Consider the following 21,648-nt stretch of genomic DNA (forward strand, 5'->3'; position numbering starts at 1 on the left):
TAAGAGTTAACTGCATTGTTAGAGACAAATAATGAAAATTCAAAATAGCGCTGTATTTCAAGAAATGCAATCAATGGCCTTAGAAGCGGGCCGTAATAATCAAATTAATAAATTGCCTACGCAAGTTCAGTCTACGTCATCAGCACAATTTGGCGATATGCTTAGCAATGCGCTCAATACTGTGCATGAGTTACAGCAAGACACAGGTCAAAAAGTAAAAGCGGTTGAAATGGGCGACAGAAGCGTATCGCTTGCAGAGGCAATGATTGCTTCGCAAAAATCTTCTGTTGCATTTGAAGCGACCGTACAAGTGCGTAATAAACTTGTTGAAGCTTACAAAGAAATCATGAATATGCCTGTTTAATCAGGTAGTGGAGAATAATTGTGGCGCAATCTAATCAATCTACAGATCTTGCACTTGCTAGTGGCGGTATTGAGCAAAGCGATAGTGACGATCAACAAGAACAAAAGTCGGGCTATTTAAGTGCGTTAAGCGGTGTTGATGTATTGCGTCAAGTTACCCTTATTATTGCACTGGCGATTTGTTTGGCAATTGCCATTTTTGTGATTATTTGGGCACGTCAGCCAGATATGCGCCCATTAGGTAAAATGCCCACCGAAGAGCTAATTCAAACGCTTGATTTTTTAGATGCGCAAAAAATAGATTATCAACTAGATGGCAATGTAGTGTCGGTTGATGAAAGCGAATACCAAAATATAAAATTACTAATGACTCGCGAAGGCTTGGATCAAGGTCCTACTTCTGGTTCAGACATAATAATGCAAGACATGGGCTTTGGTGTAAGCCAACGCTTAGAGCGCGAGCGCCTAAAGCATGGCCGAGAGCAGCAACTTGCCCGCACTATAGAAGAGCTTAATAACATCACTCGCGCCAAGGTGCTGTTAGCTATTCCAAAAGAAAACGTATTTGCCCGCAGAGAGAAAAAACCATCAGCAACGGTCGTACTTACGCTTAAACGCGGACGCTCGCTTAACAGCGAAGAAGTAGACTCTGTGGTGGATATGATAGCCTCAGCAGTGCAAGGATTAGAGCCTGCACGTGTAACGGTTACCGATCAAAATGGCCGTTTATTAAATTCGGGCTCACAAAGCTCACTTTCTGCGCGTTCTCGTAAAGAGTACGACCTAGAGCGTAAGCGCGAGCAAGAATACCTAGAAAAAATTGATAGCATTTTAATCCCTATTGTTGGTTTGAGTAATTACACTGCGCAAGTTGATTTGAGTATGGACTTTAGCTCATTAGAAGAAACGCAAAAACGTTATAACCCAGACCTACCAGCGGTAAGAAGCGAAACCACGTTTGAGGAAAACAACATAGGCGGCTTAGCTGTGGGTATTCCTGGCGCGTTAAGTAATCAGCCTCCGGTAAATTCAGATATTCCAGAAGTAGCAGGCCAAGGCGGCGCAGGAAGTGCTACTTCACCGAGTCGTACGCATAAAGAAGCCACGCGTAACTATGAGCTCGATACTACTATTTCGCATAAGCGCCAACAAAGCGGCACGATTCGCAGAATTAGTGTATCGGTAGCGGTTGATTATTTGCCAACAGTGGGCGAAAACGGTGAAACCACCATGACCCCGCGCTCGGTTGAGGCACTGTCAAATATTCGACGTTTATTACAAGGTGGTGTTGGCTTTGATATACAGCGCGGCGATGCCCTAGAAGTAGTAACAGTTCCCTTTGTACGAGAAGCCGTAGATATGAGTTTTGAAGTACCTTTATGGGAACAAGACTGGTTTATGAAAATAGTACGCTTAGTACTGGCTGCATTGGTTATTATTGTGTTGATTATGGCTGTAGTTAAACCTATGCTAAAACGCTTAATTTACCCAGACAGCACGCTTGATGAGTACGATGAAGATGCACTTAGCTCAGGGGTTGATATTGGCGATAATAGCTTAGATATGCTAAATAAAGACTTTGATTCTGCTTCAGTTGGCTTCTCAAGCGATGGTACACTGCAGCTACCCGATTTACATGGTGACGAAGACTTACTTAAAGCCGTACGTGCCCTTGTAGCTAATGAACCAGAACTATCATCACAAGTAGTGAAAGCGTGGTTAACAGAAGATGACTGATCAAAACCAAAAACAACTCCCAGCAGCTTTCGATGTTGATAAGCTAGATGGCGTAGATAAAGCGGCCATACTGCTATTAAGTTTATCTGAAGAAGATGCAGCGCAAATACTCAAACACTTAGAGCCCAAACAGGTGCAAAAAGTGGGTATGGCGATGGCCGGTTTGCAGGATCTATCGCAAGCTAAAATAAGCGCAGTACATAATTTATTTATAGAGCAAATTCAAAGCTTTAGTACAATTGGTTTTCAATCAGAAGACTTTATTAAAAAAGCGCTTACTGCTGCATTAGGTGAAGATAAAGCCGCTAGCTTAATTGACCAAATAGTAATGGGATCGGGCGCTAAAGGACTTGATTCGTTAAAGTGGATGGACTCGAAACAAGTAGCTAACATTATTCGTAATGAGCATCCGCAAATTCAAACCATTGTATTATCTTATTTAGAGCCTGAGCAATCTGCCGAAATACTGGCGCAGTTTCCTGATAAAGTGCGCCTGGATTTAACCATGCGTATTGCTAACCTTGAAGAAGTGCAGCCAGCTGCCTTGCAAGAGCTTAACGAAATTATGGAAAAACAGTTTGCTGGCCAAGCGGGTGCGCAAGCTGCGAAAATGGGCGGCTTAAAAGCGGCTGCCGATATTATGAACTACCTAGATACCAACGTAGAAGGGCAGTTAATGGACTCTATTCGTGAGCATGACGAAGAAATGTCGCAGCAAATTCAAGATCTTATGTTTGTGTTTGAAAACTTAATGGACGTAGACGACCGTGGTATTCAAGCAATTTTACGCGAAGTACAACAAGACGTACTAATGAAAGCGATTAAAGGCACAGACGATGCGCTTAAAGAAAAAATACTCGGTAATATGTCTAAACGTGCTGCCGAAATGCTTGCCGATGACTTAGAGGCAATGGCACCAGTGCGTATTAGTGAAGTAGAAGCAGCGCAAAAAGAAATACTCTCTACGGCGCGTCGATTGTCTGACTCGGGCGAAATACAGCTTGGCGGCGGCGGCGGCGAGGAGTTTTTATAAACCATGACTAAATCGTCAATGCACAAAGGGCGTCCACTGCACGCCGATGAAGCCGATGAACTATTAAAGCACTGGGATGTTCCTGATGTAGCACCCGATGAAAAAAGCTTTGGTAATCGCTCTACTGCCTTTGGTACACCGCTTGCTGAGTTGTATCGAAAAGAAATGGCTGAAGAGTCGCTAATTGAAGAGCCGCAAGAACCTGAGTTACCTGCGCTTACTATGGCCGAACTTGAGCGCATTAGACAAGATGCGTTTGAAGAAGGTGTAAAACAAGGGCACGAGCAAGGTTACATAGACGGTTTTGATAAAGGCGTTACCGAAGGTAAAGAAGCTGGCTACAAAGAGGGGCTAGAGCTGGGAAAAACCCAAGGCCAAGAAGATGTAAAACCACTAATAGAGGAGCAGTTAACTGGCCTGCGTAGTGTTTTAGAGGGATTAACCGCGCCACTAGGTAAAGTAGATGAGCAAGCTGAAAAGCAATTAGTGCAATTAGCCGTTATGCTTGCAGAAGCTATTATTTATCAAGAAGTAAAAATCTCTCCTGATGTTATTTTACACACCCTTAAACACAGTATTGATGCGCTTAATACCGAGCAAGAAAAAGTACGCATTCATTTACACCCCGAAGATTTAGAGCTAATAAAGCAAAGTTATGGCGAGCAAACAGTGACAGATAATAACTGGCAGTTGATTGCAGAGCCAACGTTAGAGCGAGGCGGCTGCGAAGTTAAAACGGCGCAATCATCGCTTGATATGACACTTAAAACGCGTGTCAAAGAAACATTGGATAGTTTTTTGCATAGCAGTAGTATCTAACTATTTTATTGGTCTGTTATGTCTGCTTTAGATGTTTCATTAAGCGAACGCTTATCTCAATACAAACAGCATATTAAACCGCCAACACTTGCTGTAGCGGGTATTTTAACGCGAGTAGTTGGCCTAACCCTTGAGGCCAAAGGCTTACGTGCGCCTGTAGGTAGCCAATGTAAAATAGAAACTATGAACGGCTTTGTTGACGCCGAAATAGTTGGCTTTAACGACCAAACCTTATATTTAATGCCAAACGATCATATATCGGGGGTGCTCCCTGGTGCTCGGGTGATCCCCCAACTTAACGACACAGGTTTACCTGTAGGCATGAGTTTGCTGGGCCGCGTAGTTGATGGCTTAGGTCGTCCTCTTGATGGTTTAGGTAAAATTAATGCTGAGCACTATCTTAAGTTTGCCCAAAAACCGATAAACCCTCTTTCAAGACGACCCATAAGCCAGCCTATGGATGTAGGTGTGCGTGCTATAAATTCAGTAATAACAGTAGGACAAGGCCAGCGAATGGGCTTGTTTGCAGGCTCGGGTGTAGGTAAGTCGGTACTGCTTGGTATGATGACTCGTGGTAGTGAAGCCGATGTTATTGTGGTGGGGCTGGTGGGCGAGCGTGGCCGCGAAGTAAAAGAATTTATTGAAGAAATACTTGGTGTAGAGGGGCGTAAACGCTCGGTGGTTGTAGCAGCACCGGCAGATTCTTCACCATTAATGCGTTTAAAAGGCTGCGAAACTGCGGTAACAATTGCAGAGTACTTTCGCGATCAGGGATTAAACGTTTTGTTATTGCTCGATTCGGTAACGCGCTATGCCATGGCGCAGCGTGAAATAGCACTTGCAGTAGGCGAGCCACCGGCGACTAAAGGCTACCCGCCTTCGGTGTTTGCAAAACTACCAGCGCTGGTGGAGCGTGCCGGTAACGGCGGAGAAGGGCAAGGCTCTATTACTGCCTTTTTTACCGTATTAAGTGAAGGCGATGATATGCAAGATCCCATTGCCGATGCGGCGCGCGCCATACTCGACGGCCATATTGTACTTTCGCGGGAACTGGCCGACAGCGGTCATTATCCGGCAATTGATATAGAAAAATCTATTTCACGAGTAATGCCGCAAGTGGTATCTGAGACGCACATGCAACAAGCGCGAGTGCTTAAGCAGGTGTACTCTATGTACCAGCAAAATAAAGACATGATCACCCTAGGTGCGTATCAAAAAGGGACAGATCAAATGCTTGATCAAGCCATAAATATGATGCCAAGAGTAAATGCCTTTTTACAGCAAGGCATGCGTGATGTAATTAGTTACGACGACGGCCTGCAAGGGCTAGCGCAGTTATTAGGGCAAGCATAATGGCTAAAAACAAACTGCATTTATTACTAAAGATTGAAAACGATAAAGAAGAAACGCTGCGGATGAGCTATTTGCAGGCGAATCAAAATTTGCAGGCAAACCAGCAAAAACTCCAAGGTTTAAATAACTTTAGATTGGAATACACCCAGCAATTACACATTAAAGGGCAGTCGGGCTTATCAAGTGCTGGGTTTAGTCAGTTTCATGCATTTATTGCTAAAATAGAAGAAGCAATTCGCCAACAAGCCAATACAGTTAACACTGCAAAACAAGTGGTTAGCCAGCGTAAAACCCTGTGGTTAAAGCAGCAAATTAAGGCTAAAGCAGTCGCTAAACTCATCGAAAAACAACAGTTAAAGGCCGATGTGCTAGTGGCTAAAAATGAGCAAAAAATGTTGGATGAATTTTCGGCTAATCAATTTTTTCAACGACACAACAATCGACTTTAGTAAGTAGCGAGTACTTTAACCGCTTTAACAAAAGCTTGTACCTTATAAACAAAGGCACGTTAATTGCTTTGTTGTTAAGTGAACTATAATTTTAGGCATTATTGGGTGGTTTGTTGCCGCTTTATATTAGGTGATTTATGACGATTAATGATATTTCAATGTTAGCGGTATCTGAGCAAGACGCTTACTCTAATAAACAAACGAGTAACTCAAGACGTAATGATGACTCTGATACTGGTTTTTTTAATCAGTTAGAAGATGCCAATAAAGCGGCTTACAATAATAACAGCAAAGCTAAAGCAGGCGCTAGCAATGCTAAGGCTGAGCAGCCTGAAACACAAGACGATGCTGTTTCGGGCGATAGTATGTTGGCGCAAATAAATGCTGCGCACACTATAGACACCTCAGTTAAAAAGAACGCTGATGCTAAAGCCGAGGCTTTAGATGAAGACGCTAAGCAATTAAAAGGGAAGCCTGATGATCAGCTTGCCCCTATTGTAATTGCACCGCAAAAAGGTGTGTTTAGCGATGTTGCAGCAAGCGCTGAAGCGGCAAATGAAAAGTTAATGCCCTTATCTCAAAGTATGGCTACGGCAAATAATAAAGGCGATGTAACAGCGCAAAAACAATCGGTAGATGCCGCAGTAATGAACTTGCTAAGCAAAGATAGCGAGGCAATTAAATCAGATCCGTTACTTGCTAAACTTACACCCGAGCAGCATGAGCAATTAACTACGCAGCTGCAGGCAAGTAGCAAACCCAATAGCAACGACAACCTCGCAACGTTAAAGCAAATGCTTACTCAATATGTTGTTGAAAGTGATAAAGCAAGCGCAGCAGACACGGCTAAACAGGCTTTAAATTCTCAAATAAATGCATTAACCACCCCAGAAAAACAAGCGCTACTGAGCCAGTTAAATAGCTATATTAAAAATGAGCAGCCACAAGGTGAGCAGCTAGCAAGTATTAAGCAAACAATTGCAGAGCTAAGCGCATCGATTGATAAAAAAGTATTAATATCTGCAGATGATAAAACAGCATTAAATGCGCTTAGCGATAAAGAACTCACTAAATCGTTAGAGTCATTGCAAAAAAATAACACTGAACAGTTATCACCCCGAGCAGCACAATTATTGACGCAAATTACCAGTACGGTAAATGGTTTAGGCCTATACGATAGTGTAGGGTATGAGCAAACTATAATTGATATGCAAGCGTTGCAGGCTGGGCAATTACAAAGCACAGCGCAAGTTAAACAAGCAAGCTTGGACCCAGGTGTTATGCAAGCGCTTAATATTATAAAAAGTGACGCGGCAAAAATGTTGCAAGAGCGAGTGAGCTCTATGCTTAGCATAAATAATAAAGTAGCAGAAATTCGTCTCGACCCACCAGAAATGGGCAGTATGCAAATTCGCATCAGAAGCGATGCAGAGCAAGCACAAATAAACTTTGTAGTACAAAACCAGCAAGCTAAAGAAGCGCTTGAACAATCGCTTCCGCGCTTACGCGAAATGCTTGCCCAGCAAGGTATAGATTTAGGCGAAAGTACTATTTCTTATGGTGAGCCTGGAGGGCAAGGAGCAGAGCAAAATGATGACAACGATAGTCGTCGTTTAGCTAATAATGAATTGACTACTGATGAAAACGATGAGCAAATTAATACACAAATACCAAGTTCTCGACAACAAACGTCATCATCAATAGATTACTATGCCTAAGTACTGCTATTATAATAACTAAAACAAGCAAGTACCTTTGCTAATAAAGGAAATGTCATGGCTGAAGAGACTAATTTAGAAATAGAAGAAACAGGTAACAGCAAAAAGAAACTCATAGTAATTATTGCAGCTGTATTGCTTGTTATTGTTGCAGCTGTTGTTGGTTATTTTTTGCTTTCGGGCTCAGACACGCCAGCGGAAACGTTAAATGATGAAGCCGCTACAGCACAGCAAGCAAGCTCTTCTACAGGCTCATCGGCCAAAATAGGCAGCGCACTTTATGTTGCAATGCCAAGACCTTTTGTATTTAACATACCGGGCTCTAGTCGCGATAGAATTGTGCAAATTAAAGTGGAATTATTAGTGCGCGGCGAATCAAACGAAGAAACCGCTAAAAAACATATTCCACTAATAGAAAGTACATTATTAAGTATATTTTCTATGACCACGGCTGACGAACTAAGCACCAGTGTAGGTAAAGAAAACTTACGCTTTGCAGCACTAGAAAAAGTACAAAATAGCTTAATGGACGTTGAAGGCAGTAAAGTAATTGAGCGGGTATTATTTACCGGCTTTGTGATGCAATAAGGGGCTAGCGTGAGCGATTTATTATCCCAAGACGAAATTGATGCGTTATTGCATGGTGTTGATGACGTTGACGAGGAAGATATACCCGAAGGTGAAGACGGTGAAGGCAATACGCTTCAGTATGACTTTTCTTCGCAAGATCGGATCGTACGTGGGCGAATGCCGACACTGGAAATTGTTAATGAACGCTTTGCTCGTCATATGCGAATTAGCCTATTTAACATGATGCGCCGCACCGCTGAGGTGTCTATAAATGGCGTACAAATGATTAAGTTTGGCGAGTATGTGCATACTTTGTTTGTGCCAACTAGTTTAAATATGGTGCGTTTTAGACCTTTAAAAGGCACCGGCCTTATTACCATGGAAGCACGTTTAGTGTTTATTTTGGTTGATAACTTTTTTGGTGGTGATGGCCGCTACCATGCAAAAATTGAAGGGCGTGAATTTACCCCTACAGAGCGACGCATTGTGCAAATGTTACTAAAAATAATCTTTGAAGATTATAAAGAAGCATGGGCACCGGTAATGGATGTATCGTTTGAATACTTAGATTCTGAAGTAAACCCTGCTATGGCTAACATTGTAAGCCCAACCGAAGTGGTGGTTATTAGCTCTTTTCATATTGAATTGGATGGCGGTGGGGGAGACTTTCATATTGCTCTGCCTTATTCTATGCTGGAGCCAATTAGAGAGCTGCTTGACGCGGGTGTGCAATCGGATACCGAAGACACCGATTTACGTTGGAGTAAGGCACTACGCGATGAAATAATGGACGTAGAGGTTGAGCTATCTACTCAGTTATTGGAAGTAGATTTAACACTAAAACAAATAATGGAACTCAAAGCAGGTGATATTATTCCGGTAGAAATGCCTGAGCATATAACTGTATTTGTTGAAGAGTTACCGACATTTAGAGCTAAAATGGGCCGCTCACGCGATAGTGTTGCGCTGCAAATTAGTGAAAAAATTAAACGACCTGATTCAGTTAAATCTGAGCTGCATGTATTTACCAAAGGCGGCAAGAAAATTGATTCAGATGCAGAATTAGCAGAACTAGAAGATGATTTACACCTCTCTGACGGTGTAGACTTAGACTGGTAATTGATTAAAAGGTTAAACGTATGAGCGATGATCAAGACACTATGGATGAATGGGCAGCAGCTTTAGCCGAAGCTGAGGGCACTGATGACAGTGGCCAAGCAAAAGTAACTGAACTCGATGAATTAAGCGATGCAAAACACGAGATCAGTGGCGATGAAAAGCGCAAGCTCGATACAATTTTAGATATACCTGTGACTATTTCTATGGAAGTAGGGCGCTCTAAAATTAATATTCGTAACTTATTACAATTAAACCAAGGCTCGGTGGTAGAGCTTGACCGTGTTGCAGGTGAGCCGTTAGATGTACTGGTTAATGGTACTTTAATTGCCCATGGCGAAGTGGTGGTAGTAAACGATAAGTTTGGTATTCGTTTAACCGACGTAATTAGCCAAGTAGAACGGATCAAAAAATTACGATGAGTATGGTTGTTGCTTTAACCAGCTCGGTATTTACAAAAGCAGAGCAGGTAACACCCACAGGCGATATTCTCTCTATGGTGTTATCGCTTGTTATGGTGCTGGTGCTAATTATAGTACTGGCATTTTTTGTGAAAAAGTTTAATCCAAATTTAGCAAATAGTGATGAGTTTAAAGTAGTGCGTAGTTTACCACTGGGCTCGCGTGAGCGTTTAATGGTGGTAGAAATAGATAACGCACAACATTTATTAGGGGTTACCCCGCACAGCATTAACTATTTACATAAATTAGATACACCTTTGAGTGAAAAAGAGCTACCAGAATTAGCAAAACGCTTTAGTAAGCTTTTAAACCCACAAGCAAATCAAAATAAAAAGAATTAAAATTATGACTAAATGGCTGCTTCTTATTTTTGTCATGCTGTTTGTACCAAATGTTAGTGCAGAAGGAATAGACGCACTAACCATTACCACAAATGCAGATGGCACCCAAGACTACTCGGTAACGCTGCAAGTATTGGCGATTATGACCGCGCTGAGCTTTATTCCAGCGGCTATAATCATGATGACCTCGTTTACCCGTATAATTGTAGTGCTGGCTATTTTGCGCCAAGCCATAGGTTTACAACAAACCCCCTCAAATCAAGTATTGCTAGGCATGTCGTTATTTTTAAGTATTTTTATTATGGCGCCTATTTATCAGCAAGTGAACGAACGCGCTATAGAGCCCTATCTAAGCGAGCAAGTCACTTCAATGGAAGCATTGGAGCTGGCAAAAGAGCCAATGAAAGCCTTTATGCTGTCGCAAGTGCGTATTAAAGATTTAGAAACCTTTGCCAAAATAGCAGGGTACGATCAGCTAGACTCGCCAGAAGCCACTCCTTTAATTGTACTTATTCCGGCGTTTGTAACCAGTGAGCTGCAAACGGCCTTTATTATTGGTTTTATGTTTTTTATTCCTTTTTTAATCGTGGATTTAGTGGTGGCGTCGGTATTAATGGCCATGGGTATGATGATGCTATCGCCAATGATAGTGTCTTTACCGTTTAAAATAATGCTGTTTGTGTTGGTTGATGGCTGGAGCTTAGTGATGGGAACCTTGGCAAAAAGCTTTGGTTTAGGCACATGACCTTACTTAACACTAAGCTAATTACGCACTAGGAGTACGCCGTGGAACCAGAAGTATTTGTTGATATTTTAAGTAGCGCGCTGTTTTTAGTAATTAAATTGGTTTCTGCTATTGTAGTGCCGGGCTTAATTGTGGGTTTAGTGGTTGCAGTGTTTCAGGCTGCAACTTCAATTAACGAGCAAACTTTGAGTTTTTTACCACGCTTACTAATTACTATAAGTGCGCTTATTGTTGGCGGCCACTGGTTTACCCAAGAGTTAATGGACTTTTTTACCCGCCTAGTATTACTTATTCCTGAAATTGCAGGCTAAGTATGGAATTACCGTTTGCTGTCGTAATTCAATGGTTGAGTGACTTTTTACTGCCATTAGTGCGTATTAGCTCAATGATTATGGTAATGGCTGGCCTTGGCGCTAAAAACGTACCCACACGTATAAAAATGGGCTTAGCAATTGTTGTTACCTTTGTTGCTGTGCCTATGCTGCCGCCTGCTACCTTTACTAATTTGTTTTCGTTTGAAATGATTTTAGTGGTTATTCAGCAAATGCTAATAGGCATTGCGATTGGCTTTGCATCTACCTTATTGTTAAATACCTTTGTGTTAGCTGGGCAAATATTGGCTATGCAAACGGGTCTTGGTTTTGCCTCTGTAGTTGACCCCTCCAATGGTTTAAGTGTGCCTGCAGTAGGGCAGTTTTACCTTATTTTAGCGACCTTATTATTTTTTGTATTTAATGGTCACTTAATGATGATTCAAATGGTGGTACACAGCTTTGAAGTGCTGCCAATTGATGGTAATTGGTGGTCGGTGGATCATTACTGGGACATAGTAACTTGGGGCGGCTGGATGTTTACTACAGCGCTGGTGCTATCACTGGCACCGCTTACCGCTATGCTGGTAATTAATATGTCGTTTGGCATTATGACCCGCGCCGCGCCACAGCTAAATATTTTTTCTATTGGTTTTCCGTTTACTTTAGTTGCTGGGCTTATCATTATTTGGGCGACCTTAGGTAACTTTGTATCGCAGTTTGAGTTTCAGTGGCTAAAAATGGTCGAGTTAATGTGCTCATTAGTGGGCTGCTCGCCTTAGGAGGTTATTGTGTCTGAAGATTCTGGACAAGAAAAAACCGAAGAACCCACATCCAAAAAAGTAGAGGATGCCAAAAAGAAAGGCCAAATAGCGCGATCCAAAGAGTTGGGCACTATGTTTGTGCTTATTTTTTCGGCTATTTCGTTGCTCATGTACGGCCCCGAAATTGGTAAAGGTTTGTATAACGTAATGGGTAGAATGCTTAGCCTAAACCGTAACGAAACCTACGACACCACCAAAATGTTTGCTGTATGGGGCGAAGTGGCCGATGCGCTGATGTTTCCTATGGCAATGTTTGTATTAATTATTGTATTAGCTGCTTTTATTGGTAACACCATGCTAGGTGGCTTTAATTTTAGTTGGCAAGCTGCTGCACCTAAAGCCAGTAAAATGTCACCTGCTAAAGGCTTTAAACGTATGTTTGGCCCGCAAGCTGGGGTGGAGCTGTTAAAGTCGCTGTTAAAGTTTGGTTTAGTTGCCAGTTTTGCAGTGTTTTTAATTAATACCTTTTTTGATGAGATACTGCACTTAAGTGTAGAAAGCGCCCCAGGTAATATTATTCATGCCTTAGAAATATTGGCTTGGATGTTTTTAGGCTTGTCTTGTACCTTAATTATTATTGCTGCGATTGATGCGCCGTTTCAAAGCTATAACCACAATAAACAACTTAAAATGACCCTTCAAGAAGTAAAAGACGAGTATAAAAACTCAGAGGGTGACCCACAAATAAAAGCGCGCATAAGGCAAACCCAGCGGCAAATGTCGCAAAAACGTATGATGCAAGATGTGCCCGATGCCGATGTTATTGTAACTAACCCTACCCATTACTCAGTGGCTTTAAAGTACGACACCGAACGCGCCGGAGCACCTATAGTAGTTGCCAAAGGAATTGATGAAATGGCAATGCAAATTCGTAAAATAGCGATTGGTAATGAAGTGCCTATTTTAGAGTCGCCGTCGCTTACTCGAGCACTTTATCATACTGCAGAAGTGGGGGAGCAAATCCCGGATCAATTATTTACCGCAGTTGCGCAAGTATTAGCTTATGTGTTTCAGCTTAAGCGCTTTAATAAAGGGCGCGGAAAACGCCCCACCAAACTTAATAAAAAACTGCCTATTCCTGACGATTATCAGTATTAATTTAAATAACCTATAACTTGGAATAGTTATTGCAATTTCACAGTAGTGTCAATTTTTTGAAATTGTAGGGTTATGGGATTTAAAGCGGTATTACAACAACTTAACAAAGATAAAAAAGAGTATGCCAAAGGCGTAGGTACACCATTAATGGTACTTGCTGCGCTGGGTATGGTCATTTTACCTCTTCCTCCGTTCCTGCTTGATATATTATTTTCTTTTAATATTGCCCTTGCTTTGGTGGTGTTACTGGTAACTGTATACACCATGAAACCACTTGAATTTGGTATGTTTCCGGCTGTGTTACTAATCGCCACTATTATGCGTTTGGCACTTAACGTTGCCAGCACCCGAGTAGTATTACTTGAGGGCCACAATGGTGGTGACTCTGCCGGTAAAGTAATTGAAGCCTTTGGCTCTGTAGTTATTGGTGGTAACTATGCGGTAGGTTTAGTGGTGTTTTTAATCTTGATTATCATAAACTTTGTGGTAATTACTAAAGGTGCTGGGCGAATTTCTGAAGTGTCGGCGCGCTTTACCCTTGACGCTATGCCGGGTAAACAAATGGCAATTGATGCCGACATGAATGCGGGCTTTATTAGCGCCGAGCAAGCCCGAGAGCGCCGCGAAGAAGTTACCCGCGAAGCCGACTTTTATGGTTCTATGGATGGTGCCAGTAAATTTGTTAAAGGCGATGCTATTGCCGGTATTGTTATATTAATTATTAATATTGTTGGTGGCTTATTTGTTGGCATGATCCAACACGATTTAAGCTTTGGCAATGCCATGGAAATTTATACCTTGCTCACTATAGGTGATGGCTTAGTTGCACAACTTCCCTCATTATTACTCTCTATTGGTACTGCTATTGTTGTAACGCGTCAAAATGAGTCGCACAACATGGGCGATCAATTTAAGAAACAACTCGGTAACGAAAAGTCGTTATTTATTGCTTCAGGCATTTTAATTATTATGGGTTTAGTACCTGGTATGCCACACGTAGCGTTTTTAAGCTTGGGCGCATTATTAGGTTATTTAGCTTACTACACCCAACAAAACAAATTAAAAGCGGCAGCAGCACTTGCTGAGGAAACCGCTAATGGCAGCGCAGTAGGTACAGGCATTGCCAATAAGCAAGAGCAAAAAGAGTTAGGCTGGGACGATGTGCAGCAGGTTGATGTAATTGGTTTAGAGGTAGGTTACCGACTTATTCCATTGGTTGATCAATCCCAAGGTGGTGAATTGCTAAACCGTATTAAAGGCGTGCGTAAAAAGCTCTCTCAAGAATTAGGCTTTTTAGTGCCCCCGGTGCATATACGCGACAACTTAGAGCTAGACCCAAATGCATACCGAATTACCTTAATGGGCGTATCAAGTGGCGAAGGCGAACTAAAACACGGCGATGAATTGGCAATTAATCCGGGGCAAGTATTTGGTCCTATAAAAGGGATTGAAACTAAAGATCCGGCTTTTGGTTTAGATGCGGTGTGGATCAAGCCTGATCAAAAAGATGAAGCGCAATCGCTTGGTTATACCGTGGTTGATTCGGCGACTGTGGTTGCCACTCATATTAGCCAATTACTCACCAATAATGCGGCGTTATTATTAGGCCACGAAGAAGTACAAAACCTATTAGATATGCTAGCAAAAAGTCACCCAAGGTTAGTAGAAGGCTTGGTGCCTGATGTATTGCCATTAACTACTATAGTTAAAGTTTTACAAAATTTATTAAACGAAGGTGTAGCTATTCGCGATATGCGCTCAATAGTACAAACCCTTGTAGAGTATGGCCCGCGTAGCCAAGACCCAGATGTTTTAACCGCTGCGGTACGTATTTCACTGCGTCGATTAATAGTTCAAGATGCGGTGGGTATGTCTTCAGAAATCCCTGTCATAACCTTGGCGCCTGAGTTGGAACAGATGTTGCATCAGTCATTACAAAATGCAGGCGACGAAGGTGCCGGAATAGAGCCAGGACTTGCAGAGCGACTTCAAGTGTCATTAAACGAAGCGCATCAAAATCAAGAAATGGCCGGTGAACCTTCAATACTGTTAACGTCAGGAATGTTACGCACTGTGTTATCTCGTTTTGTTAAGTACACCATTCCAGGATTGCGAGTGATGTCTTATCAAGAGATACCAGACGAAAGGCAGATCAAGATTGTTAGCTCAGTAGGCCAACAATAAGATTTTAAAGGGGTTGAACCATGAAGATTAAACGTTTTTTTGCTAAAGATATGCGCACAGCACTTAAAGAAGTTAAAGATGAGCTAGGTGTTGATGCGGTTATTATGTCTAATAAAAAACTCGCAAACGGCGTAGAAATTGTCGCAGCGGTTGATTATGACAAAGCAGCCCCTAAAGCCGCCGCGCCACAACAAAGTGCGCCGCTGCAGCAGCGTACGGCACATTCTGCCCACTCGCAAAGCATGCATAACTTTGTAAAACCAGAGCCACAGCGTGCTAGACCTGAGCCACAAGCAAAGGTAGCCGACAGCTTACAAGCATTATTAGAGCGCCAGTCGCCGCGTCCACGTTCAGCAGAATTGGCTTCAATGTTTTCGCAATCAGGTATAGATACCTCAGAGCATTATCAAGAGCCGATCGCTAAACAACGCCCTACAAATATGTTTGCGCGTGAAGAAGCTGCGCAAGCACGCCCACAAACGCAAGCTGACAGCTTAGGTTTTGATGACCTAGACCGTGATTTTGATGAGTTAGACACGCCAGTTGCGCAAAAACACACGACTAAAAATACCGAAAGTGAAGCAATGAGCACAATGCGTGAAGAAATGAACGCAATTCGCCAGTTATTAGAGCACCAAGTGTCGGGTTTAATGCAGCAAGATATGGCGCGCCGTGACCCAACGCGCGCATGCATGATTGACCGCTTAGTAGGCATGGGAATCGATAAAGAAGTTGCTGAGCAAATGGCTTGTTTTGTACCTGAAGATGTTCCGCGTCAGCAGGGCTGGAAAGCGCTGTTAACTATGGTTGAAGATCAGATGCAAACCACGAATAACGAAATTTTGCGCCAAGGTGGTGTTTACGCATTAGTTGGCCCAACCGGTGTGGGTAAAACCACTACAGTGGCTAAGCTCGCGGCATTAGGTGCACAAAAATATGGTGCTGATAAAGTAGCGCTAATTACTACCGATACTTACAGAATTGGTGCTTACGAGCAGCTTGCAACATATGGCCGTATTATTGGCTGTGGGGTTAAACAAGTTAAAGATGCGAACGAACTGGCCGAAGTGTTATATCATTTACGTAACAAGCGCTTAGTACTTATAGATACCGCAGGTATGAGCCAACGTGATTTACGTTTAACTGAGCAGCTAAATACCTTAATGCGTAATCAGCGTGTGGATATTCGTAATTACTTAGTATTAAGTGCCACTGCGCAAATAAATGTGTTACAAGAAACCGTAAGACACTTTAAAAAAGTACAGTTAAGCGGTTGTATTTTCACTAAACTCGACGAATCATTAAGTTTAGGCGAGATAATTAGTATTGCGATTCAAAATCGCCTGCCAATAGGGTATCTTACTAATGGTCAACGAGTACCTGAAGATATTCGAGTTGCAAATGCAGAAAAACTAGTGAAAAAAGCTGAGCAATTATATTTAAAGAGAACAAAAGTACAACATTCACGACACCAATCAGTGGCGTCGAGCACAGTAGAGATGTATGATTAACACAGTATTAGATCAAGCAAGCGGCCTGCGTAAAATGAGCAAAAATAATAATAACGGCGTTAAGGTTATCGCCGTCACTGGCGGTAAAGGTGGCGTTGGAAAAACAAATGTATCGTTAAATACTGCGATCGCTTTAGGTCAGCAAGGCAATAGAGTGTTAGTGCTTGATGCCGATTTGGGTTTAGCCAATTGTGATGTAATGCTTGGACTACGTGTTGAGCGTAATTTATCGCATGTGTTATCTGGCGAATGTGAGCTTGATGAAATACTAGTAGAAGGCCCCGCTGGGATAAAAATAGTACCAGCGACTTCGGGTTCACAAAGTATGGTTGAGTTGTCGCCTGCAGAACATGCTGGGCTTATTCGTGCTTTTAGCGAACTCAATACTGATTTTGATATATTAGTTGTTGATACCGCTGCCGGTATATCGGATATGGTGCTGAGTTTTTCTCGCGCTGCACAAGATGTTTTGGTTGTGGTATGTGACGAGCCAACTTCAATAACCGATGCCTATGCACTGATCAAAGTATTAAGCCGCGAACATGGCGTGTATAAATTTAAAATTGTTGCCAACATGGTGCGTTCATTACGCGAAGGGCAAGAGTTATTTGCAAAGCTATCAAAGGTTACAGACCGATTTTTAGATATATCAATGGAGCTGGTTGCAACCGTTCCTTATGATGAAAATATGCGCAAAGCAACACGTCGTCAAAAAGTAATTGTTGAACTGTTTCCTAGTTCTCCAGCTGCACTTGCCTTTAAAACATTAGCAACAAGAATAACAAAGTGGCCAATACCGAACCAGCCTTCGGGTCATTTAGAATTTTTCATTGAGAAACTCGTTAACGGCTAACTATGACTACATTGGTGAATAGAGCTATGGGATATGAATCAACACAAAATTTAAATATGATTGTTGAAAAGCATGCTTCATTAGTAAAAAAAGTAGCATGTCATTTAATTGCTCGTTTACCCCCTAGTGTACAACTCGATGATTTAATTCAATCAGGAATGATAGGATTAATAGAGGCGTCAAAAAACTTTGATGCCACTAAAGGCGCTAGTTTTGAAACCTTTGCGGGTATTCGTATTCGGGGCGCTATGCTTGATGAAATGCGCCGTGGAGACTGGGCTCCTCGCTCAGTACATCGTAAAAGCCGCCAGGTTATAGAAGCTATTTCAGCATTAGAAAGCAGCCTGAATCGTGAACCTACAGACAGTGAAGTTGCCCAAAAGCTTGAAATTACACTAGAGCAATATCATCATATTTTAACCGATGTTAATTCCAGTAAAATCTTGGGAATAGAAGATTTAGGTATTGATGAGGATGTTATAACACCTGTTGGGCACGATTTAGCACTAGACAAACCCTTTAATAATGTTAAAAATGAAAGGTTTAATGAATCTTTATTAAGTGCAATTAAATCCCTACCAGAGCGAGATGCAATGGTGCTTTCGTTGTACTATAACGATGAAATGAATTTAAAAGAAATTGGACAGATACTCGATGTAAGTGAGTCGCGTGTAAGTCAGATACATGGTCAGGCGATGATTAAGCTAAAAGCAAAAATCAATGACTGGATAAATTAGAAGTAAGTAAATACAGGTTTAGGCCTCACTGGAGGATGTTTTGGATAAAAACATAAAAATTCTTGTTGTTGATGACTTTTCAACGATGAGACGTATTATTAAAAACCTATTGCGTGATTTAGGGTTTACCAATGTTTTAGAAGCAGATGATGGCTCAACTGCTTTACCTATGTTGCAAAATCAATCATTTGACTTTGTAGTAACAGATTGGAATATGCCGGGCATGCAAGGTATTGACTTGTTAAGAGCAATACGCGCAGATGACAAATTAAAGCATCTTCCGGTTTTAATGGTTACTGCAGAAGCTAAGAAAGAGCAAATTATTGCAGCAGCCCAAGCAGGTGTTAATGGTTATATTGTTAAGCCATTTACTGCGGGTACATTAAAAACTAAATTAGAAAAAGTGTTCGAACGCTTAGGTTAATAAGGGGAGAGGCTTATGTCAGCACCTGCTGCGCCTCAGATTACTTTAGAGCAAGCACGTCAGCTGGTCACTTTTTTAGAAAACGGTGAGCAACATAAAGCTGATCAGTTAATTTTAGAAACTGCCTCTCAAGAACAATCATATTTGTTTGCAGAAGTAGGTAAATTAACGCGCCAGTTGCACGAGTCTTTAAAGGGTTTTGAGCTTGACACCCGCATAACAGATTTAACCACTGATGCCATTCCGGATGCTAAAAAGCGACTTAACTATGTCATAGAAATGACAGAAAACGCCGCCAACAAAACCATGGATGCGGTTGAAGCGAGCCTGCCTTTAGCCCAGCAATTAGCTGATGATATTTCGCATATCAAGCCAACCTGGGATCGGTTAATGAGCCGCGATCTTGAACTTGGTGAATTTAAAACATTGTGTCATAGCATTGATAAATTTATGAACAGCTCGCATCTTAAAACCGATGAGTTGCAAGTATTAATGACTAATGTGTTAATGGCTCAAGATTATCAGGATTTAACCGGACAAGTAATTCGCCGTGTTATTGAGCTGGTACGCGAAGTTGAAGAAAGTTTAATTCATCTGTTAACTGCGTTTGCAGCACAAGATGAAAACGATAACCAAGAGCAACAAAAAACAGAAAACTCGATTGCCGCACAAGCATTAGCAGGCCCAGAAGGCCCTATTATTGATAAAGAATCGCGTGATGATGTTGTATCTGATCAAGACGAAGTTGATGATCTTTTATCAAGTTTGGGCTTCTAATAGGAGAGTAACTGCATGAGCTTTGAAGTCGATGAAGATATATTACAAGATTTTTTAGTTGAAGCTGGAGAAATCCTTGAGCTTTTATCTGAACAATTAGTTGAACTGGAAAATAACCCAGAAGATACTGAATTATTGAACGCTATTTTTAGAGGCTTTCACACTGTTAAAGGTGGCGCGGGCTTTTTAGCGATGTCAGAGCTGGTAGATGCCTGCCATGGCGCAGAAAACGTGTTTGACTTACTGCGCCAAAAAGTGCGAACAGTTAACTCTGAGCTAATGGATGTTATACTTCAAGCACTTGATACTATTAACGAAATGTTTGCTACGATAAAAAATCGTGAGCAACCAGAGCCTGCCGATCCCCAGTTACTCGAAATATTACATAAATTAGGTTTACCCCCCACAGAAGAAGAGCTTGGTGGTGACACTATTGCGCCAGTAATAACGCAAGATGCTAATTTAGATGATGACCCTTTTGCATTTGATGAGTTGTTTGATGCACCCAGTGCAGCAACAAACGCTACAGCAAACGATGCGCATATTGATGAAATTAGCGAAGATGAATTCGAAAACTTACTTGATGAACTTCATGGCAAAAGTAAAGGCCCTGCAATAAAAGAGTCATTAAGTAATAGCAGCGACTTAAGTGGCGATATTACCGACGATGAATTTGATAGCTTATTAGATGAGCTTCACGGGGTGGGAAGTTTTGGTGCGGTAAATAAAACTCCAAAACCTCAAGCAGCTCAAAGTCCGGCTGCTAGCACTAACGATGATGAAATAAGTGACGATGAGTTTGAAGCTTTACTAGATGAGCTACATGGCAAGGGAGCGGCGCCAAAATCTAAAGAAAGCGCGGCAACACCTGCACCTGTAAATAAAGTTACGGCTCCTAAAGCAGCTGTAGTTAAAGCCTCACCAGTAGCAGTTGATAAAGTTAAGCAGCCACAAGCGGCTGTTGTAGCAGCAAGTGCTAATACCAATACCGCTGCGCCAGTTGCTAAAAAAGCGCCGCCTGCACAAGCTGAAACAACAGTAAGGGTTGATACTAAACGCCTTGATCAAATTATGAATATGGTGGGCGAGCTTGTATTAGTACGTAATCGTTTAGTGAGTTTAGCCACCAGTTCAGAAAGTGAATCTATGAGTAAAGCAATATCTAACTTAGATGTTGTTACAGCTGATTTGCAAGGCGCGGTAATGAAAACGCGAATGCAGCCAATCAAAAAAGTATTTGGCCGTTTTCCGCGTGTTGTTCGCGACTTAGCACGTACCTTAAATAAAGATATTAATTTATTGCTGGTTGGCGAAGAAACCGATTTAGATAAAAACCTAGTTGAGGCACTGGCCGATCCATTAGTGCATTTAGTACGTAACTCGGTTGATCATGGTATAGAAATGCCAGATGATCGTGAAGCTGCGGGTAAACCGAGAACAGGTACCGTTACGCTTTCTGCTTCGCAGCAGGGGGATCATATTTTGCTTACCATTAAAGATGATGGCGCAGGTATGGATGCTGAAAAACTAAAACAAATAGCAATTAAAAAAGGTGTGCTTGATCAAGAGCAAGCAAGCCGTTTGTCTAACACCGAAGCTTACAATCTGATATTTGCGCCAGGGTTTTCTACCAAAGAAGCAATATCTGATATTTCTGGTCGTGGTGTTGGCATGGATGTGGTTAAAACTAAAATCACCCAGTTAAATGGCTCGGTTAGCATAGAGTCAGAACTAGGTGTGGGCACTATACTTGAAATTAAAGTACCGTTAACTTTGGCTATTTTACCTACCTTAATGGTGGTAGTGAGTGAGCAAACATTTGCACTACCATTAGCAGGGGTAAGTGAAATATTTAACTTGGACCTTACTAAAACGAATGTGGTTGATGGTCAGTTAACTATTATTGTTCGTAAAAAAGCAGTGCCTTTATTTTATTTAGAGCATTGGCTAGTGAAAGGTGCCGATCGTACAAGCCGTAAAGCGCAAGGGCATGTGGTTATTGTGCAAATAGGTACACAACAAGTTGGCTTTGTGGTTGATTCGTTAATTGGTCAAGAAGAAGTGGTTATTAAGCCGTTAGACGCTTTATTACAAGGTACGCCTGGAATGGCAGGTGCCACTATTACTTCGGATGGTGGTATTGCACTTATATTAGATGTACCGAGTATGTTAAAACACTACGCAGGTAAATAATAAAGTAGACGTATACTTTATACGTCTACAC

At 41.8% G+C, this 21,648-nt stretch carries 22 protein-coding genes; all 22 read left to right on the forward strand.

Annotated elements, in window-relative coordinates:
• Positions 1-31: 31 nt before the first annotated feature.
• The 22 genes from fliE (at position 32) to H5058_RS02520 (ending at position 21,617) form a co-directional block, all read left to right on the forward strand.
• The gene (fliE, locus tag H5058_RS02415; RefSeq protein WP_041454357.1) at positions 32-364 is read left to right on the forward strand and encodes a flagellar hook-basal body complex protein FliE; all 333 of its coding nucleotides are present in this window, start codon (positions 32-34) and stop codon (positions 362-364) included.
• Between the two features lie 20 nt (positions 365-384).
• Positions 385-2,100, forward strand: coding sequence for a flagellar basal-body MS-ring/collar protein FliF (gene fliF / locus H5058_RS02420; protein WP_182676773.1), 1,716 nt, complete (start codon positions 385-387; stop codon positions 2,098-2,100).
• Entirely contained in the window at positions 2,093-3,133 is a 1,041-nt protein-coding gene (fliG, locus tag H5058_RS02425) for a flagellar motor switch protein FliG (RefSeq protein ID WP_011327486.1), read from the forward strand. The genes fliF and fliG overlap by 8 nt, the downstream gene beginning before the upstream one ends.
• A 3-nt stretch (positions 3,134-3,136) precedes the next feature.
• Positions 3,137-3,952, forward strand: a complete 816-nt coding sequence (gene fliH / locus H5058_RS02430) for a flagellar assembly protein FliH (protein WP_259398611.1) — start codon at positions 3,137-3,139, stop codon at positions 3,950-3,952.
• 18 nt (positions 3,953-3,970) lie between these two features.
• A complete protein-coding gene (gene fliI / locus H5058_RS02435; protein WP_182676776.1) occupies positions 3,971-5,305 on the forward strand; it encodes a flagellar protein export ATPase FliI in 1,335 nt (444 codons plus the stop codon).
• Positions 5,305-5,754, forward strand: a complete 450-nt coding sequence (gene fliJ / locus H5058_RS02440) for a flagellar export protein FliJ (RefSeq protein WP_041454359.1) — start codon at positions 5,305-5,307, stop codon at positions 5,752-5,754. Before fliI ends, fliJ begins: the two co-directional genes overlap by 1 nt.
• Positions 5,755-5,891: 137 nt before the next feature.
• The gene (locus H5058_RS02445) at positions 5,892-7,472 is read left to right on the forward strand and encodes a flagellar hook-length control protein FliK (RefSeq protein WP_182676778.1); all 1,581 of its coding nucleotides are present in this window, start codon (positions 5,892-5,894) and stop codon (positions 7,470-7,472) included.
• Positions 7,473-7,529: 57 nt separating this feature from the next.
• On the forward strand, positions 7,530-8,060 hold the full coding sequence (gene fliL / locus H5058_RS02450; RefSeq protein ID WP_182676780.1) for a flagellar basal body-associated protein FliL: 531 nt from the start codon (positions 7,530-7,532) through the stop codon (positions 8,058-8,060).
• Between the two features lie 9 nt (positions 8,061-8,069).
• Positions 8,070-9,161: a flagellar motor switch protein FliM gene (gene fliM / locus H5058_RS02455; RefSeq protein ID WP_011327492.1), complete on the forward strand. Its 1,092-nt coding sequence runs from the start codon at positions 8,070-8,072 to the stop codon at positions 9,159-9,161.
• Positions 9,162-9,181: 20 nt separating this feature from the next.
• A complete protein-coding gene (gene fliN, locus H5058_RS02460) occupies positions 9,182-9,580 on the forward strand; it encodes a flagellar motor switch protein FliN (RefSeq protein WP_011327493.1) in 399 nt (132 codons plus the stop codon).
• The gene (gene fliO, locus H5058_RS02465; protein ID WP_041454360.1) at positions 9,577-9,960 is read left to right on the forward strand and encodes a flagellar biosynthetic protein FliO; all 384 of its coding nucleotides are present in this window, start codon (positions 9,577-9,579) and stop codon (positions 9,958-9,960) included. Before fliN ends, fliO begins: the two co-directional genes overlap by 4 nt.
• A 4-nt stretch (positions 9,961-9,964) precedes the next feature.
• Positions 9,965-10,705, forward strand: coding sequence for a flagellar type III secretion system pore protein FliP (gene fliP / locus H5058_RS02470; protein WP_011327495.1), 741 nt, complete (start codon positions 9,965-9,967; stop codon positions 10,703-10,705).
• A gap of 41 nt (positions 10,706-10,746) precedes the next feature.
• The gene (gene fliQ, locus H5058_RS02475) at positions 10,747-11,016 is read left to right on the forward strand and encodes a flagellar biosynthesis protein FliQ (protein WP_011327496.1); all 270 of its coding nucleotides are present in this window, start codon (positions 10,747-10,749) and stop codon (positions 11,014-11,016) included.
• A gap of 2 nt (positions 11,017-11,018) precedes the next feature.
• Positions 11,019-11,798 carry a flagellar biosynthetic protein FliR gene (gene fliR / locus H5058_RS02480; RefSeq protein ID WP_011327497.1) on the forward strand — a complete coding sequence of 260 codons (780 nt, stop codon included), beginning with the start codon at positions 11,019-11,021 and terminating at the stop codon, positions 11,796-11,798.
• 9 nt (positions 11,799-11,807) lie between these two features.
• The gene (flhB, locus tag H5058_RS02485; protein ID WP_011327498.1) at positions 11,808-12,938 is read left to right on the forward strand and encodes a flagellar biosynthesis protein FlhB; all 1,131 of its coding nucleotides are present in this window, start codon (positions 11,808-11,810) and stop codon (positions 12,936-12,938) included.
• Positions 12,939-13,010: 72 nt separating this feature from the next.
• Positions 13,011-15,122: a flagellar biosynthesis protein FlhA gene (gene flhA, locus H5058_RS02490; protein ID WP_089367879.1), complete on the forward strand. Its 2,112-nt coding sequence runs from the start codon at positions 13,011-13,013 to the stop codon at positions 15,120-15,122.
• A 20-nt stretch (positions 15,123-15,142) separates the two neighbouring features.
• Positions 15,143-16,633 carry a flagellar biosynthesis protein FlhF gene (flhF, locus tag H5058_RS02495; RefSeq protein WP_182676782.1) on the forward strand — a complete coding sequence of 497 codons (1,491 nt, stop codon included), beginning with the start codon at positions 15,143-15,145 and terminating at the stop codon, positions 16,631-16,633.
• Positions 16,626-17,486: a MinD/ParA family protein gene (locus H5058_RS02500; protein ID WP_011327501.1), complete on the forward strand. Its 861-nt coding sequence runs from the start codon at positions 16,626-16,628 to the stop codon at positions 17,484-17,486. The genes flhF and H5058_RS02500 overlap by 8 nt, the downstream gene beginning before the upstream one ends.
• 26 nt (positions 17,487-17,512) lie before the next feature.
• On the forward strand, positions 17,513-18,223 hold the full coding sequence (locus H5058_RS02505) for an RNA polymerase sigma factor FliA (RefSeq protein ID WP_011327502.1): 711 nt from the start codon (positions 17,513-17,515) through the stop codon (positions 18,221-18,223).
• A gap of 40 nt (positions 18,224-18,263) precedes the next feature.
• The gene (gene cheY / locus H5058_RS02510) at positions 18,264-18,647 is read left to right on the forward strand and encodes a chemotaxis response regulator CheY (RefSeq protein ID WP_011327503.1); all 384 of its coding nucleotides are present in this window, start codon (positions 18,264-18,266) and stop codon (positions 18,645-18,647) included.
• A gap of 15 nt (positions 18,648-18,662) precedes the next feature.
• Complete coding sequence (locus tag H5058_RS02515; protein WP_011327504.1) at positions 18,663-19,424, forward strand: protein phosphatase CheZ; 762 nt, start codon at positions 18,663-18,665, stop codon at positions 19,422-19,424.
• 15 nt (positions 19,425-19,439) lie between these two features.
• Positions 19,440-21,617: a chemotaxis protein CheA gene (locus tag H5058_RS02520; protein WP_179807109.1), complete on the forward strand. Its 2,178-nt coding sequence runs from the start codon at positions 19,440-19,442 to the stop codon at positions 21,615-21,617.
• The last annotated feature ends 31 nt before the right edge of the window (positions 21,618-21,648 follow it).

Origin of the sequence: Pseudoalteromonas sp. SR45-4, from assembly GCF_014163535.1 — a bacterium.
Classification (GTDB): Bacteria; Pseudomonadota; Gammaproteobacteria; order Enterobacterales; family Alteromonadaceae; genus Pseudoalteromonas; species Pseudoalteromonas nigrifaciens.